Genomic DNA, 13,499 nt, shown 5'->3' with positions numbered 1-13,499 from the left:
GCGGGGTGCCCTGCCTCTGGGGACAAGCCAAGCACGCCCGGAGCCCGGAATCACCCCGTTCCGGGGTCGAGTCAGGGTGTGTTCAGGGTGGGGTGCGGGTGCCCCGTGGCACCACACCGCCCAACAACCGTTTGACAGTCGTGCGGACGGCGGGCACACTCACTCCCCAAGAACTCTTGGAGGGGTACGCCGTGGTGGACGAGACAGAGCCCGAGACCGACGGGCAGGCGGTGGCCCGGCTGCGCGCGACCGCGCACCCGGCGCGGCTGCGCATCATGTCGCTGCTGACCGCGCAGGCGATGAGCGCCGCGGAGGTCGCCCGCGCGCTCGGGCTGACGCACGCCAACGCGTCGTACCACCTGCGGGTGCTCCACGACATCGGCGAGCTGGTCGTCGAGAGCGAGGAGAAGATCCGCGGCGGGACCGCCAAGCGCTACCGCTACGACGCGTCCCGCGAGCTCGCCGACCGCACCAGCGGCATCGACGACCGCATTGCCTACGCCCGCGCCAACGCCGTCGAGGTCGAGCGCCGACTGCTCGACGCGGCGAAGGGCGCGGCCTCCTCCAGCGACCTGGAGGCGTGGGTCCCCGTGCCGGTGTGGCACCGCGCCCTGGACCTGCTCCACGAGGCGTCGCACCTGCTGCACGCCGAGGCCCGACCGGCAGGTACGCCGGACACCGTCCACGTCAGCGCCACCACCAACGCCTTCACGATGACCGGCGGGCTCGACGCCGAGGCCGTGCGCTGGATCCCGGCGAGGGAGCAGCGATGACCTGGACGACCGCGCTCGCGCCGCTGCGCAACCGCAACTTCGCGTGGTACTTCGCCTCGCGCTTCGTCAACACGCTCGGCAACATGATGGCGAGCATCGCGCTCGCGTTCGCCGTGCTGGACATCACCGACTCCCCCACCGCGCTCGGCCAGGTGCTGGCCGCCCACATGATCCCGATGGTGGCGCTGCTGCTCTACGGCGGTGTCATCGCCGATCGGTTCCCGCGCACCCTGGTGCTGCAGTTCTCGAACGTCGCCTCGGCGGTGAGCCAAGGTGCCATCGCGATGCTGGTGCTCGCGGGCGAGGCCGAGATCTGGATGCTCGTGGTGCTGTCGATCGTCCACGGCGCCGTGTCCGGAGTGGGGTTCCCGGCGATGGCCAGCGTGCTTCCCCAGCTCGTGCCCCGTGAGGACCTCCAACCGGCCAACGCCCTGGTCTCCCTGACGCGCAACGGCATGATGGTGCTGGGCCCGACGATCGGTGCGCTCCTGGTGGTCACGGTCGGCTCGGGCTGGGCCCTCGCCGTTGACGCGGCCACCTGGTTGCTCGCCGCGCTGCTGCTCATACCGGTGCGCATGCCCGCCCGGCAACCGCGGGCGGAGGCACCCGACACGCTGCGCGAGCTGCGGGAGGGCTGGTCGTTCTTCTGGGCGACCCCGTGGCTGTGGATCGTGGTCGTCGGCTTCGGCGTGCTCAACGCGATCCACGCCGGCGCCTGGCTCACGCTCGGACCGGCGGTCGCCGACGACACCGTCGGCCGCCAGGCCTGGGGCATCGTGCTGTCGGCGGAAGCCGCGGGCCTGCTCCTCACCACGGTCGTCCTGCTGCGCGTACGCCTCGAGCGACCGCTGCTGCTCGGCATGCTCGGCGTGGCGATGATGGCCCCACCGATGCTCCTCCTCGGCGTCTCCCCCACCCTGGTCGGGCTCGTCACCACGGCCTTCCTGGCCGGCGCCGGGACGGAGATCTTCGGGATGGGCTGGAACCTGGCGATGCAGGAGAACATCGAGGACGGCATGCTCTCGCGCGCCTACTCCTACGACGCCCTCGGCTCGTTCGTCGCGATGCCGATCGGCCAGCTCGCCTACGGCCCGCTCGCCCTGGCCTTCGGCTTCCGGCCGGTGCTGGTCGCCTCCGCGGTGGCGTACGTCGCCGTGGTCGCGCTGGTGCTGTGCTCCCGCTCGGTGCGCACGCTCCCCCGGGCACCGGCGACCCCGGCGCCTGCGGTGACGACCACCACGTCCTAGGGTCTCGCCATGGGAGTCATGGAGATGTTCCGCCTCGACGGCAAGGTCGTCATCGTCACCGGCGCCTCGAGCGGGCTGGGGGTCGCGTTCGCCCACTGCTTCGCCGAGGCCGGCGCCGACGTGGTGCTCGGTGCGCGCCGCGTCGAGAAGCTCGAGCGGGTGGCCGAGTCCGTCCGATCGACGGGTCGCCGCGTGCACACGGTCGCCACCGACGTGGCCGACCCCGAGCAGTGCCAGCACCTCGTGGACGAGGCGATGGCGAAGTTCGGCCGGGTCGACGTGCTCGTCAACAACGCCGGCGTCGGCACCGCCGTCCCGGCGACCCGCGAGACGCCCGAGCAGTTCCGCTCGGTCATCGACGTCAACCTCAACGGCTGCTACTGGATGGCCCAGGCGTGCGGGCGGGTGATGGAGCCCGGGTCGAGCATCATCAACATCTCCTCGATCCTCGGCATCACCACCGGAGGCCTGCCGCAGGCGGCGTACTCCGCCTCCAAGGCCGGGCTCGGCGGGCTCACCCGCGACCTCGCCCAGCAGTGGACGGGCCGCAAGGGCATCCGCGTCAACGCCCTCGCCCCGGGCTTCTTCACCTCCGAGATGACCGAGACCTACCCCGAGGGCTACCTCGACCTCGCCCTCCAGCGGGTCCCGGCCGGCCGCAAGGGCGACCCGCACGAGCTCGCCGCGACCGCGGTCTGGCTGGCATCGGACGCCGCGGGCTACGTCACCGGCCAGATGATCCCGGTCGACGGCGGCCTGACGATCGCCTGATGTCCCACGGGGACTACAAGGCGTTCTTCACGGCCGCCTGCGCGGGCGACGTCGACCTCGTCGAGCACCACCTCGACGCCGGCGTCGATGTCGACTTCGTGCATCCCGAGCTGCAGTCGACGGCGCTGGTGGCCGCGATCGAGGAGGGCCGCGCCGACGTGGCGCTGCTCCTGCTCGACCGCGGCGCCTTGCCGACCCTGCGCTCGCCGCTCGAGGGCATGACGCCACTGGAGGCCGCCCGCGCCGCAGGGCTCGACCGGGTCGTGGACCGGCTGGCCTAGGGGCGGACTCAGCCGGCGGTGAGGATCTCGGTGACGGCGTTGACCAGCAGCGCGATGTCGTCGTCGCTCGCGACGAGCGGCGGGGCGAAGCGCACGGTCGAGCCGTGGGTGTCCTTGGCCAGGATGCCGCGGGCCATGAGCGCCTCGGACATCTGGCGACCGGTCATCAGCGCCGGGTCGATGTCGATACCGGCCCAGGCGCCGCGGACGCGCACGTCGACGAGGCCGCGCCCGACGAGCGGGCGGAAGCCGGCCTCGATCTGGGTGCCGATCTCGGCGGCGCGGGCCTGGAAGGTGCCCTCCTCGAGCATCGCGACCACCTCGGTGCCGATGGCCGCAGCAAGCGGGTTGCCGCCGAAGGTCGAGCCGTGCGAGCCGGGAGTGATGACGTCCATGACCTCGTGGTCGGCCGCGATCGCGGAGACAGGGTAGATGCCGCCGCCGAGCGCCTTGCCCATGACGTAGATGTCGGGCACGACGTCCTCGTGATCGCACGCGAACGTCCGACCCGAGCGTGCGAGGCCGGACTGGATCTCGTCGGCCACCATCAGCACGTTGCGCTCGGTGCAGAGCGCGCGCAGGTCGCGCAGGAAGCCCTCGGGCGGCATCACCACGCCGCCCTCGCCCTGGATGGGCTCGAAGAGCACCGCGACCGTGGTGTCGTCGATGGCCGCGGCGACCGAGGCGATGTCGCCGTAGGCGGCGCGGCGGAAGCCGGAGGTGAAGGGGGCGTAGCCGGACGTGGCGACCTCGTCGTCGGAGAAGCTGACGATCGTGGTGGTGCGGCCGTGGAAGTTGCCCTCCATGGTGACGATCGAGGCCTGGCCGGCGGGGACGCCCTTGACCTCGTAGCCCCACTTGCGGCTGACCTTGATCGCGGTCTCGACGGCCTCGGCGCCGGAGTTCATCGGCAGGACCATGTCCTTGCCGGTCAGGCGCGCCAGCGACTCGGCGAAGCCCCCGAGCTGGTCGTTGAAGAACGCCCGGCTGGTCAGCGTGAGGCGGCCCAGCTGCTCGCGCGCGACGGCGACCAGGCGCTCGTTGGAGTGACCGAAGTTCAGCGCGCTGTAGCCCGCCAGGCAGTCGAGGTAGCGCCGTCCGTCGACGTCGACGACCCACGCGCCCTCGCCCTGCGCGAGCACCACCGGGAGGGGGTGGTAGTTGTGCGCGGCGTAGCGCTCGGTGGTCGCGATGTGAGCGGCCGTGCGCTCGGAGACGGTGCTGGTGGAGAGGTCGGTCGCGGTCATGGGCCCATGGTGCCACTGCCCGATTCCGAACGCCGACTCGGCGAGGCCCGAGAAACGGCGAAGAGGCCGGACCCTTCGGTCCGGCCTCTCGTGTCGGTGGAGCTGAGGGGACTCGAACCCCTGACCCTCTGCATGCCATGCAGATGCGCTACCAGCTGCGCCACAGCCCCAACATCGTCCTCCCGTGGAGCCGGGAGGACAACGACGAGAACATTAGCCGACAGCATCCCGGAGGTGAAATCGGGGTCGCCGGTCAGGTCACCAGCCTCCACAGGAACCAGATCCCGAGCACCGTCACGGCCAGTCCGGCGACGATCGGGACCGCCATGAGGGCCACCGCGCCCACCACGTACGCCGGTGTCGGGGGCTCGCGCAGCGGCTCGCGCTCGATCTCGCGGAGCAGCAAGCGGAGGTTCTTGCGGTTGGCGCGGTGGGCGACGTCGAGCAGGTCGCCGACGCCCGGCACCAGGCCGAGCAGCGCGTCGAGGACGAGGTTGAGGCCCATCCGGGCGAGCACCACCGTCGGCACCCGGGCGCGCACCGCGTCGCGCACGATGATGCTGGACAGCGCGCTGCCGAGGGCGTCGCCGATGCCGGGCACCAGCCCGATGACGGCGTCGAGGCCGACGCCGATCTGCGTGCCGGGCACGGTCACCGCGTCGTCCATGACGCGTGCGAGGCGCCGGCTCGAGGCCACGTCGACCTCGCGGGCGCGCTCGCTCACGGGGTGACCACGCGGTTCCAGGCCGTCAGCCGCCAGCGCTCGACCCCGCCGGTCCAGGTCGACGCCGAGTGCTCGAGGACCACCCAGCCGCAGTTGGCCAGCACCCCGAGGCTCTCGCCCGGGTCGCCCTCCCAGCCGAGGAAGGCCGGCACGGCGACGCGCAGGGCGGCTCCGTGGGAGACGACCACTCCGGTCTCCCCCTCGGCCAGCGAGTCGGCGTACGTCCCGAGCGCGGGCAGGAAGCGCTGCAGCACGTCGTCGCGGGTCTCCCGGCCGGGGATCGCGTCGAGGTCGCCGGCCAGGAGCGCGGCGTACTCCTCGGGGTGGGCGGCGGCGTACTGCTCCGCGGTCAGGCCCTGCCTGTTCGGTCCGACGTCGAACTCGCGCAGCCGCGGGTCGAGCACCGGGTCGAGCCCGCACTCGGCGGCCATGGCGGCTGCCGTCCCGGCCGCGCGGGCGAGGTCGGAGGACCACACCGCGACGGGTCGCAGGCCCGCCAGCACCGGCGCGACCTCCTTGGCCTGCGCCAGCCCGACGTCGTCGAGCGGGACGTCCGCGTGGCCCTGGGCGCGTCCGGAGTCGTTCCACTCCGTGCGGCCGTGGCGGAGCAGGACCAGGCGCCTCACGTCAGGTCGAGCGGGATCACCGGGCAGTCGCTCCAGAGGCGCTCGAGGGCGTAGAACATCCGCTCCTCCTCGTGCTGGACGTGGACGACGATCTCGCCGTAGTCGAGCAGCACCCAGCGCCCCTCCTTGTGGCCCTCGCGACGGATCGGCTTGGCGCCGACCTCGCGGAGCTTCTCCTCGACCTCGTCGACGATCGCGCCGACCGCGCGCTCGTTGGTGGCGCTGGCCAGCACGAACGCGTCGGTGATCGCGATCTGCTCGCTGACGTCGAAGGCGAGCACCTGGTCGGCCTTCTTGTCGTGCGCGGCCTGGCCGGCGATGGCGACGAGCTCGAGGGCGTGGTCGGTGGCTGTCATGCAGAGTCCTTGCTGTCGTGCGTGGTCGAGGGAGCGTAGAGGTCGTGCTTGGCGATGTACTGGACGACGCCGTCGGGCACGAGGTACCAGACCGGCTCGCCGCGGCGCTTGCGGTCACGGCAGTCGGTCGAGGAGATCGCCAGAGCGGGGATCTCGACCATGGTGACCTTGTCGGACGGGATCTTCTCAATCGTCGCCGGGTCCATCTCGTAGCCCGGGCGCGTGCAGCCGACGAAGGTGGCCAGCTCGAAGAGCTCGTCGGCGTCACGCCACGTGAAGATGTCGGCGAGCGCGTCGGCGCCGGTGATGAAGAACAGCTCCGCGTCGGGCAGCTCGGCCTTGAGGTCGCGCAACGTGTCGATGGTGTAGGTCGGGCCGTCGCGGTCGATGTCGACGCGCGAGACGTTGAAGCGCGGGTTGGCAGCCGTCGCCACGACCGTCATGAGGTAGCGGTGCTCGGCCTCGGTGACGTCACGGTCGCTCTTCTGCCACGGGTCGCCGGTGGGCACGAAGAGGACCTCGTCGAGGTCGAACCACGCCTGGACCTCGGAGGCCGCGACGAGGTGGCCGTGGTGGATGGGGTCGAAGGTGCCGCCCATCACGCCGACGCGTCGGCCTGCAGCCGACTGCTCCTTCACGGAGGTCGCCGACCTCAGCTGTGCTCGCGCCCGCCGCCGAAGGACACCACGGCCAGGAGCAGCACCAGCAGCAGGACCAGCGTGACGGCGCCGATGATGTAGGGGCTGACGACGGGGTCGCCGTGCTCGGCCTCGGAGGCGAGGACAGTCAGGGAGTTCAGCATGGCGTGATCCTATCGTCCGCGCCGCGGCGGCTCAGCGCACGTGCCCGTCCCCGACCACGACGTACTTGCTGGACGTCATCTCCGGCAGTCCCATCGGGCCCCGCGCGTGCAGCTTCTGGGTCGAGATGCCGATCTCCGCACCGAAGCCGAACTCGCCGCCGTCGGTGAAGCGGGTCGAGGCGTTGACCACCACCGCCGCCGAGTCGACGGCCGCGACGAAGCGGCGGATCGTGGCCTGGTCGCGTGCCAGGATGGCCTCGGTGTGCCCCGACGAGAAGCGACGGATGTGCTCGATCGCACCCTCGACGTCGCTCACCACGGCTGCGGAGATCTCGAGGCCGAGGAACTCGGCCGCGTGGTCCTCGTCGGTCACCGGCACCACGTCGTCGTACTCGGCGAAGGCGGGGTCGCCGTGCACCAGCACGCCGGCCGCCTGGAGCGCCTCGACGACGATCGGCAGGAACTCGTCGGCGACGTCCTCGTGCACGAGGAGGGACTCCGCGGCGTTGCACACGCTCGTGCGCTGGGTCTTGGCGTTGAGCACGATCGCGAGCGCCTGCTCGAGGTCGGCCGAGGCATCGACGTAGACGTGGCAGTTGCCCACCCCGGTCTCGATCACCGGGACGGTCGACTCCTCCACGACGCTGCGGATCAGGCCGGCGCCGCCCCGCGGGACGAGCACGTCGACGAGCCCGCGGGCGCGCATCAGCGCCTTGACGCTGTCGTGGGTCTCCCCCGGCACCAGCTGTACGACGTCCTCCGGCAGGCCGCTGCCGGCCAGCGCACCGCGCATCGCCGCGACGATGGCGGCGTTGCTCGACCGGGCGCTCGACGAGCCGCGCAGCAGCACGGCGTTGCCGGCCTTGAGGCAGATCCCGGCGGCGTCGGCCGTGACGTTGGGGCGCGCCTCGTAGATCATCCCGACGACGCCGAACGGCACCCGCACCTGCCGCAGCTCGAGGCCGTTGGCCAGCGTGCTGCCGCGCAGCACCTCACCGACGGGGTCGGGCAGGCCGGCGACGTCGCGCAGGCCCTGCGCCATCGCGGCGAGGCGTTCGTCGTCGAGCCGCAGCCGGTCCACGATGTTGGCGGGGGTGCCCGCGGCCCCGGCCCGCGCCACGTCCTCGGCGTTGGCCGCCAGCACCTGCGGTGCCGCCTCGTGCAGGGCGTCCGCCATCGCGTGCAGCGCGGCGTCCTTCGCCGCACGGGTGGCAGTGGCGAGCTCGTGGCTGGCCGTCCGGGCACGGACGGCGACCTCGCGGACGGACTCCTCGCTGCTCATGCGGTCCAGCGTAGGTCCGGCTGACCTAGGGTGAGGTCATGTCTCGCATCACGGGGGTGATCGTCGCACTGGCGACGGCAGCGGCTGTCCTGACCGGCTCGACCGCGGGCGCCGCACCGGCACCGGAGGGGGTCCACGACGCAGGTGACCTCCCCCGGGAGCTCGAGGGCGGAGTCGAGCTGACGCTCGCCGACGGCGACCTGTTCCGCGTCTGGGTCGACGACGACCACCAGGGGGTCTGGGGCAGGCGCTACGACGCCGCCACCGCGACGTGGGGAGGACGGCAGGAGGTGCTCCGGGAGGAGGACCTCGCCTGCGGCGACGTCGACGCACGCACGGCCAACGGTGCCGTGGCCGTGACGGCGAAGTGCGACCGGGGCGGCTACCCCGACGACCAGGCGCCCACCGGGTCCCACGCCGTGTGGTCCGCCGACACGATCACCTGGTCGTCGTACCCGCTCGAGGGCGAGGCCTACGACGAGCCCGGCATCTCGCCCGACGGGAGCCGCGCGGTCTGGCTCGAGTTCCGTGGCTACGTCACCTGGGGCCCCGAGGGGTTCACCCGCCGCGCCCTCGAGACCCCGGGGCGCGAGTACACGGCGACCGCCACCATCACCGACGACGCCCAGGTCTCCTACCTCTTCGGCGCGCACGTGTCCCGTCGCCGGTGCGCCCTCGTCGTGCTCACCCGGACCGGGGACGCCCCGCCCACACGCCAGGAGGTCGCGCTCGACGACGCGTGCCAGGACCGCAACTTCGCCAACGTGGATGCGAACACCGCCGTCTTCGGGGAGTTCGCCCTGCCCTCCTCGGTGGCCGTCGTCTCGCGCGCCGACGCCGCGTCCCCCTGGGCCGTGACACGGCAGCCCCCGATCACGGCGCCGGGCCTCGTCCTGGTCGACCGCGGCCTCCGCACGACGTTCCGCACCGCGCCGGGAGCCCCGCTCGTGGCGCTCGGCTCGCGGACGGGCAGGAGGGTCCGGGCCCAGGTCTACGACCCGGTCGCCCAGGTGTGGGGAGCCGCGGTCACGGTCCACGAGTCGCCCACCCGGTGCCGCTGGGGAGCCGACGGCACCGTCCAGCCCCTGGCCGTCATCGCCGCGGTCGTGGGCTGCGGGCGCGGCAACGTGGTGCTCACCACGCGCGACGGTCTGGCCTGGGACGCGCTGCGGATGGGACGGCGGACGCTGGGCCAGTCGGACGACGGACGGTACGTCGCCGTGCCGGGCCCGCGCGACGTCCACGTGATCTCGCCGGAGCGCGGCGTCGTCAGCCTGCCGGGAGGCACCACCGGCCGGTGCGACGTCGTGGTGCCGGACGGTCCGGACGCCGCCGTCCAGCTTGTCGCTGCGGGGCCGCGGAGGTGGCCGACCATCCTCCGTCGCGTCTCGTCCGGCGGCACGGAGCGCCTCGGGCGCTTCCCCACCCGGACGCGGGGCAGGTGCGCCGGGGTGGAGCAGTCCTACGACCGGGCTGCGTACTTCGACATGGACAGCACCCGCCCGAACCGGGGCCAGACCGTGGGCATCGTCAGGCGCGAGGACGGCTGGGCGGTGCGGGTCGACCGCTGGTGAGACCGGCTCCGCACGCACGGACGCCCCCGACCGAGCAGGTCGGGGGCGTCCGGTGGGGCAGAGGACTCAGCCCTTGCGCTCCTTGACCTTGTCGGTCGCTGCGGGCAGGACCGTGTGCAGGTCGCCCACGACACCGAAGTCGACGAGCTCGAAGATCGGGGCCTCGGGGTCCTTGTTGACCGCGACGATCGTCTTCGACGTCTGCATGCCGGCGCGGTGCTGGATCGCACCCGAGATGCCGTTGGCGACGTAGAGCTGCGGCGAGACCGTCTTGCCGGTCTGGCCGACCTGGAACGCGTGGGGCATCCAGCCGGAGTCGACGGCCGCACGCGAGGCGCCCACGGCCGCGCCGAGGGAGTCGGCGAAGCCCTCGACGGACTCGAAGTTGCCGCCGGTGCCACGACCGCCGGAGACCACGATCGCGGCCTCGGTCAGCTCGGGGCGACCGGTCGACTGGCGCGGCTGGGTGGCCACGATCTGCGCCGTCTTCGCGACGTCGGACACCGTCGCGGCGAACGCCTCGACGGCACCCGCACCCGCGGCCTCCTCGGGGGCGGCCGAGTTGGGCTTCACGGTGATGATCGGCGTGCCCTGCGTGACCTTGGCCTGCACGGTGTAGTTGCCGGCGAACACGCTCTGCGTGGTCACGCCGCCCTCGGCGACGTCGACGGCGTCGGTGATCAGGCCCGAGCCCAGCTTGATCGCCAGGCGACCGGCGACCTCCTTGTTCTCGAACGTCGACGGCAGCAGGATCGCGGCAGGGCTGCTCTTCTCCGCCAGCTGCTGGAGCGCCTCGGCCTTCGGCGCGACGAGGTAGCCCTTGATCTGGGCGTCGTCGACGACGTAGACCTTCTCGGCGCCGTACTTCTTGACCTTCTCGGCCACGGCGTCGCCTTGGTCGGGCGAGCCGAAGAACACCGCGGACGGCTCGCCGAGGCGGCGCGCGATCGTGAGGAGCTCGTAGGTGGGCTTCTTGACCTCGCCGTCGGCGTGGTCGATGACTACCAGGACTTCAGACATGGTGGCTCTCCTGTTCCTGTCAGCCTGCTCAGATGAACTTCTTGGACGCGAGGAAGCCGACCAGCGCGTCTGCGCCCGAGCCGTCCTCGTCGGTGACGATCTCGCCGGCGGTGCGCGGCGGGCGCTCGGTGGTGTCCTCGACCTGCGACCACGCGACCGAGAGGCCGACCTGCCCGGCGTCGACGCCGAGGTCGGACAGCGAGAAGGTCTCCAGCGGCTTCTTCTTCGCGGCCATGATGCCCTTGAAGGAGGGGTAGCGCGCCTCGCCCGACTGGTCGGTGACCGACAGCACGATCGGCAGCGTCGCGCCGATGACCTCGGTGGAGCCCTCGTTGTCACGCTTGATGCGGACCTGGTCGCCCTGCGACTCGATCACCGACGCGAGCGTGACCTGCGGCATGCCGAGGCGCTCGGCCAGCATCGCCGGCACCACGGAGCCGGAGGCGTCCGTGGAGGCCATGCCGCAGACCACGAGGTCCGCGCCGACCTTCTCGATCGCCTTGGCCAGCACCAGCGACGTGGCGATGTAGTCGGAGCCCGCGATCGCATCGTCGACGACGTGGACGCCCTTGTCGGCACCCATCTGCAGCGCCTTGCGCACCGCGTCGACCGCCTTCTCGGGCCCGACGGTCAGCGCGGTGATCTCGATGTCCTCACCCTCGCGCTTCTCGCGGAACTGCAGGGCCTGCTCGACGGCGTACTCGTCGAGCTCGGACAGCAGACCGTCGACGCCGACGCGGTCGACGGTGTAGTCGTCCTCGAACTTGCGGTCGGCGGTGGCGTCCGGCACGTACTTCACACAGACAACAATGTTCATGGCGTGTGGCCTCGCGGCCCCTCCTGTGAAATCGGATGTGATTGCGAGGTTACTAGCCGGTCACCCGACCGCGGAACGGTGATGCGGGTGGAGTCGCTCACAGTGGAACTGTCACGGTGATGTGCGGTGGCCCGGATCAGCCGCGCGGGACGCGGAGCCGCTCGACCACCCGCGTACGCCGGTGCTGGCTGTCCCCGACGTAGGTCACCTCGACGCGGTAGCCACCGGCGCGCAGGTGGCCGAGGCGGGCCACGGCCGCACCGCTGGGATCCAGGCGCACGCCCACCCGGGCGACACGGCCCGCGCCGGCGCGGCGGAGGTCGACCCTCACGCGGCCGGTGGGACGGGTGCCGTAGTCGCCGTCGACACGGAGCCGCACCGTCGTCGGGACGCGCGTACGCCTGCCGGCGACCTGCACCTGGAGGTAGGAGCGCGCCGGTGCGACGACCAGGCCCGCGGGGGCTGAGGAGCTGCCGGACTGCCCGCCCGACGGGACGTAGGTTGCCGAGACGGCGTGCGTGCCCACCAGCAACCCGGACAGCACCACGCTCGCAGTGCCATTGCCCAGGAGGTTCGCCTTGATGTCGCGGCCATCAACGGCGAAGTAGACGTCGCCGTCGGGCTCCCCGCCGGCACTCACCACCTGCGCCGACGCGGTCACCGACTGCCCGTACGCCGACTCGGTAGTGCTCAGCGTGAGGGTCGTGCTGGACGGCGGCGCGGAGGCCGCCGCGGGACCGGCCGGGACGAGGGCCAGGGCCAGCACGGCCGCCGACGCCGCGGCGGACGACCGGGTGATGTGCGACATGGTGGAAACCCTACGTCGCGGTCAGGGCTTCACGATGCGATCGAGGATGCGGCCCACGACCAGCCAGGCGATCGCACCGAGACCCCAGTTGAAGAGCGCGTTCTTGACCTCGGCACCCTCCCCGCCGAACTGCTTGATGCCCTCCTTGCGCGAGAAGACGTCGAGGTCGACGACCGCGGCCGCCCGCAGGACCGCGTCGACGAGCGCGTTGGAGGTGTTGGCGTCCAGCGCGACCAGCAGCGCGCCGACGGCGAGCACCAGGGCGCACAGCGCGCAGGCCAGCCACAGGAGTTGGGCGAGCGCAGCCCGGATCTTCGTTGCCACAGTGCATGTCTCCTTGTCGGGGCCGGGTCGGCCCGGGGTGAGCGGGGTGGACGAGGTCAGCGGCCGACGAACGTGGCCTTGCCCGGTCCGTTCTCAACGAACGACGTCATCCCGCGGGTACGGTCCTCGGTCGCGAAGATCGCCGCGAACTGCTGGCGCTCGATCTCCAGGCCGGTGTCGAGGTCGGTCTCGCTCCCCCGGTCGATGCACTCCTTGGCTGCGCGGATCGCCAGGGCCGCTGCCCCGCTGAACTGGGCGGCGTACGCCACCGACTCCTCGAGCACCTTGTCGGCGGCGACGACCCGGTCGACCAGGCCGATGCGCAGCGCCTCGTCGGCCTTGACGAAGCGGCCGGTGAAGATGATGTCCTTGGCCTTCGCCGTGCCGACCAGGCGGGTCAGCCGCTGCGTGCCGCCGGCACCGGGGATGATGCCGAGCAGCACCTCGGGCTGCCCGAGGACGGCGTCCTCGGCGGCAAAGCGGAGGTCCGCCGCGAGCGCGAGCTCGCAGCCCCCGCCGAGGGCGTAGCCGTTGACCGCGGCGACGACCGGCTTGGGGATGCGCGCGATGGCGGTGGTGGCGGACGTTGCCGAGGTGGCGACCTTCACCATCTCGGCGTAGGACAGGTCGGCCATCTCCTTGACGTCGTTGCCGGCAGCGAAGACGCGCTCGCCTCCCCACAGCACCACGGCGCGTACGTCGTCGCGCTCGGTGAGCTCGGCGGCCGCGTCGCGGAGGTCGGCCTGCACCTGGACGCTGATCGCGTTCATCTTGGGCCGGTCCAGTCGCAGGACCGCGACCCCGTCGGTCACGTCGATCGAGACGAACTCCATGGTTGCTCCCCTTC

17 protein-coding genes and 1 tRNA gene are annotated in these 13,499 nt (G+C 72.1%); 5 read left to right on the top strand and 13 right to left on the bottom strand.

Going from position 1 to position 13,499, the window contains the following annotated elements:
* Positions 1-191: 191 nt before the first annotated feature.
* From IRX98_RS12065 to IRX98_RS12050, 4 genes are read left to right on the top strand one after another with little or no spacing between them, the layout of a single operon-like run.
* Positions 192-773 carry an ArsR/SmtB family transcription factor gene (locus tag IRX98_RS12065; protein ID WP_224277050.1) on the top strand — a complete coding sequence of 194 codons (582 nt, stop codon included), beginning with the start codon at positions 192-194 and terminating at the stop codon, positions 771-773.
* A complete protein-coding gene (locus IRX98_RS12060; RefSeq protein ID WP_224277048.1) occupies positions 770-2,020 on the top strand; it encodes an MFS transporter in 1,251 nt (416 codons plus the stop codon). The genes IRX98_RS12065 and IRX98_RS12060 overlap by 4 nt, the downstream gene beginning before the upstream one ends.
* A gap of 9 nt (positions 2,021-2,029) precedes the next feature.
* Positions 2,030-2,791 carry an SDR family NAD(P)-dependent oxidoreductase gene (locus IRX98_RS12055; RefSeq protein WP_224277046.1) on the top strand — a complete coding sequence of 254 codons (762 nt, stop codon included), beginning with the start codon at positions 2,030-2,032 and terminating at the stop codon, positions 2,789-2,791.
* On the top strand, positions 2,791-3,072 hold the full coding sequence (locus IRX98_RS12050) for an ankyrin repeat domain-containing protein (protein WP_224277044.1): 282 nt from the start codon (positions 2,791-2,793) through the stop codon (positions 3,070-3,072). Before IRX98_RS12055 ends, IRX98_RS12050 begins: the two co-directional genes overlap by 1 nt.
* An 8-nt stretch (positions 3,073-3,080) precedes the next feature.
* On the opposite strand, the gene rocD is transcribed toward IRX98_RS12050, so the two are convergent.
* The 8 genes from rocD to IRX98_RS12010 all read right to left on the bottom strand — a co-directional run bounded on the left by rocD (position 3,081) and on the right by IRX98_RS12010 (position 8,109).
* Positions 3,081-4,319 carry an ornithine--oxo-acid transaminase gene (gene rocD, locus IRX98_RS12045; protein ID WP_224277041.1) on the bottom strand — a complete coding sequence of 413 codons (1,239 nt, stop codon included), beginning with the start codon at positions 4,317-4,319 and terminating at the stop codon, positions 3,081-3,083.
* Between the two features lie 97 nt (positions 4,320-4,416).
* Positions 4,417-4,489, bottom strand: a tRNA-Ala gene (locus IRX98_RS12040).
* Positions 4,490-4,572: 83 nt separating this feature from the next.
* Complete coding sequence (locus IRX98_RS12035) at positions 4,573-5,043, bottom strand: DUF4112 domain-containing protein (RefSeq protein ID WP_224277039.1); 471 nt, start codon at positions 5,041-5,043, stop codon at positions 4,573-4,575.
* Positions 5,040-5,669: a histidine phosphatase family protein gene (locus tag IRX98_RS12030; RefSeq protein WP_224277037.1), complete on the bottom strand. Its 630-nt coding sequence runs from the start codon at positions 5,667-5,669 to the stop codon at positions 5,040-5,042. The genes IRX98_RS12035 and IRX98_RS12030 overlap by 4 nt, the downstream gene beginning before the upstream one ends.
* The gene (gene rsfS / locus IRX98_RS12025; protein ID WP_224277035.1) at positions 5,666-6,025 is read right to left on the bottom strand and encodes a ribosome silencing factor; all 360 of its coding nucleotides are present in this window, start codon (positions 6,023-6,025) and stop codon (positions 5,666-5,668) included. The genes IRX98_RS12030 and rsfS overlap by 4 nt, the downstream gene beginning before the upstream one ends.
* Complete coding sequence (gene nadD / locus IRX98_RS12020; RefSeq protein ID WP_224277033.1) at positions 6,022-6,663, bottom strand: nicotinate-nucleotide adenylyltransferase; 642 nt, start codon at positions 6,661-6,663, stop codon at positions 6,022-6,024. Before nadD ends, rsfS begins: the two co-directional genes overlap by 4 nt.
* Before the next feature lie 14 nt (positions 6,664-6,677).
* The gene (locus IRX98_RS12015) at positions 6,678-6,827 is read right to left on the bottom strand and encodes a hypothetical protein (protein WP_224277031.1); all 150 of its coding nucleotides are present in this window, start codon (positions 6,825-6,827) and stop codon (positions 6,678-6,680) included.
* A gap of 31 nt (positions 6,828-6,858) precedes the next feature.
* The gene (locus IRX98_RS12010) at positions 6,859-8,109 is read right to left on the bottom strand and encodes a glutamate-5-semialdehyde dehydrogenase (RefSeq protein WP_224277029.1); all 1,251 of its coding nucleotides are present in this window, start codon (positions 8,107-8,109) and stop codon (positions 6,859-6,861) included.
* A gap of 38 nt (positions 8,110-8,147) precedes the next feature.
* Between IRX98_RS12010 and IRX98_RS12005 the strand changes: the two genes are divergently transcribed.
* Positions 8,148-9,683, top strand: a complete 1,536-nt coding sequence (locus tag IRX98_RS12005) for a hypothetical protein (RefSeq protein ID WP_224277027.1) — start codon at positions 8,148-8,150, stop codon at positions 9,681-9,683.
* A 66-nt stretch (positions 9,684-9,749) separates the two neighbouring features.
* On the opposite strand, the gene IRX98_RS12000 is transcribed toward IRX98_RS12005, so the two are convergent.
* From IRX98_RS12000 to IRX98_RS11980, 5 genes are all read right to left on the bottom strand, one after another.
* Positions 9,750-10,703 carry an electron transfer flavoprotein subunit alpha/FixB family protein gene (locus IRX98_RS12000; RefSeq protein ID WP_224277025.1) on the bottom strand — a complete coding sequence of 318 codons (954 nt, stop codon included), beginning with the start codon at positions 10,701-10,703 and terminating at the stop codon, positions 9,750-9,752.
* A gap of 28 nt (positions 10,704-10,731) precedes the next feature.
* Positions 10,732-11,502 carry an electron transfer flavoprotein subunit beta/FixA family protein gene (locus IRX98_RS11995; RefSeq protein ID WP_224277022.1) on the bottom strand — a complete coding sequence of 257 codons (771 nt, stop codon included), beginning with the start codon at positions 11,500-11,502 and terminating at the stop codon, positions 10,732-10,734.
* 154 nt (positions 11,503-11,656) lie between these two features.
* Positions 11,657-12,328 (bottom strand): Ig-like domain-containing protein, encoded by a 672-nt coding sequence (locus tag IRX98_RS11990; RefSeq protein WP_224277021.1) that lies wholly within the window; start codon positions 12,326-12,328, stop codon positions 11,657-11,659.
* A gap of 21 nt (positions 12,329-12,349) precedes the next feature.
* Positions 12,350-12,652, bottom strand: a complete 303-nt coding sequence (locus IRX98_RS11985; RefSeq protein WP_224277019.1) for a hypothetical protein — start codon at positions 12,650-12,652, stop codon at positions 12,350-12,352.
* Positions 12,653-12,708: 56 nt separating this feature from the next.
* Positions 12,709-13,485 (bottom strand): enoyl-CoA hydratase/isomerase family protein, encoded by a 777-nt coding sequence (locus IRX98_RS11980; protein WP_224277017.1) that lies wholly within the window; start codon positions 13,483-13,485, stop codon positions 12,709-12,711.
* Between the last annotated feature and the right edge of the window lie 14 nt (positions 13,486-13,499).

This window comes from Nocardioides lacusdianchii (assembly GCF_020102855.1).
GTDB classification, from domain to species: domain Bacteria; phylum Actinomycetota; class Actinomycetes; order Propionibacteriales; family Nocardioidaceae; genus Nocardioides; species Nocardioides lacusdianchii.
The sequence above is the reverse complement of the archived record's forward strand: the minus strand, read 5'-3'. Positions and strand labels throughout refer to the sequence as shown.

Bases quoted from the DNA above. Each gene is read 5' to 3' on its own strand.
- IRX98_RS12060 (WP_224277048.1), top strand. From the start codon at position 770: ATGACCTGGACGACCGCGCTCGCGCCGCTGCGCAACCGCAACTTCGCG.
- IRX98_RS12055 (WP_224277046.1), top strand. From the start codon at position 2,030: ATGGGAGTCATGGAGATGTTCCGCCTCGACGGCAAGGTCGTCATCGTC.
- IRX98_RS12050 (WP_224277044.1), top strand. From the start codon at position 2,791: ATGTCCCACGGGGACTACAAGGCGTTCTTCACGGCCGCCTGCGCGGGC.
- rocD (WP_224277041.1), bottom strand. From the start codon at position 4,319: ATGACCGCGACCGACCTCTCCACCAGCACCGTCTCCGAGCGCACGGCC.
- rsfS (WP_224277035.1), bottom strand. From the start codon at position 6,025: ATGACAGCCACCGACCACGCCCTCGAGCTCGTCGCCATCGCCGGCCAG.
- IRX98_RS12015 (WP_224277031.1), bottom strand. From the start codon at position 6,827: ATGCTGAACTCCCTGACTGTCCTCGCCTCCGAGGCCGAGCACGGCGAC.
- IRX98_RS12010 (WP_224277029.1), bottom strand. From the start codon at position 8,109: ATGAGCAGCGAGGAGTCCGTCCGCGAGGTCGCCGTCCGTGCCCGGACG.
- IRX98_RS12005 (WP_224277027.1), top strand. From the start codon at position 8,148: ATGTCTCGCATCACGGGGGTGATCGTCGCACTGGCGACGGCAGCGGCT.
- IRX98_RS12000 (WP_224277025.1), bottom strand. From the start codon at position 10,703: ATGTCTGAAGTCCTGGTAGTCATCGACCACGCCGACGGCGAGGTCAAG.
- IRX98_RS11990 (WP_224277021.1), bottom strand. From the start codon at position 12,328: ATGTCGCACATCACCCGGTCGTCCGCCGCGGCGTCGGCGGCCGTGCTG.
- IRX98_RS11980 (WP_224277017.1), bottom strand. From the start codon at position 13,485: ATGGAGTTCGTCTCGATCGACGTGACCGACGGGGTCGCGGTCCTGCGA.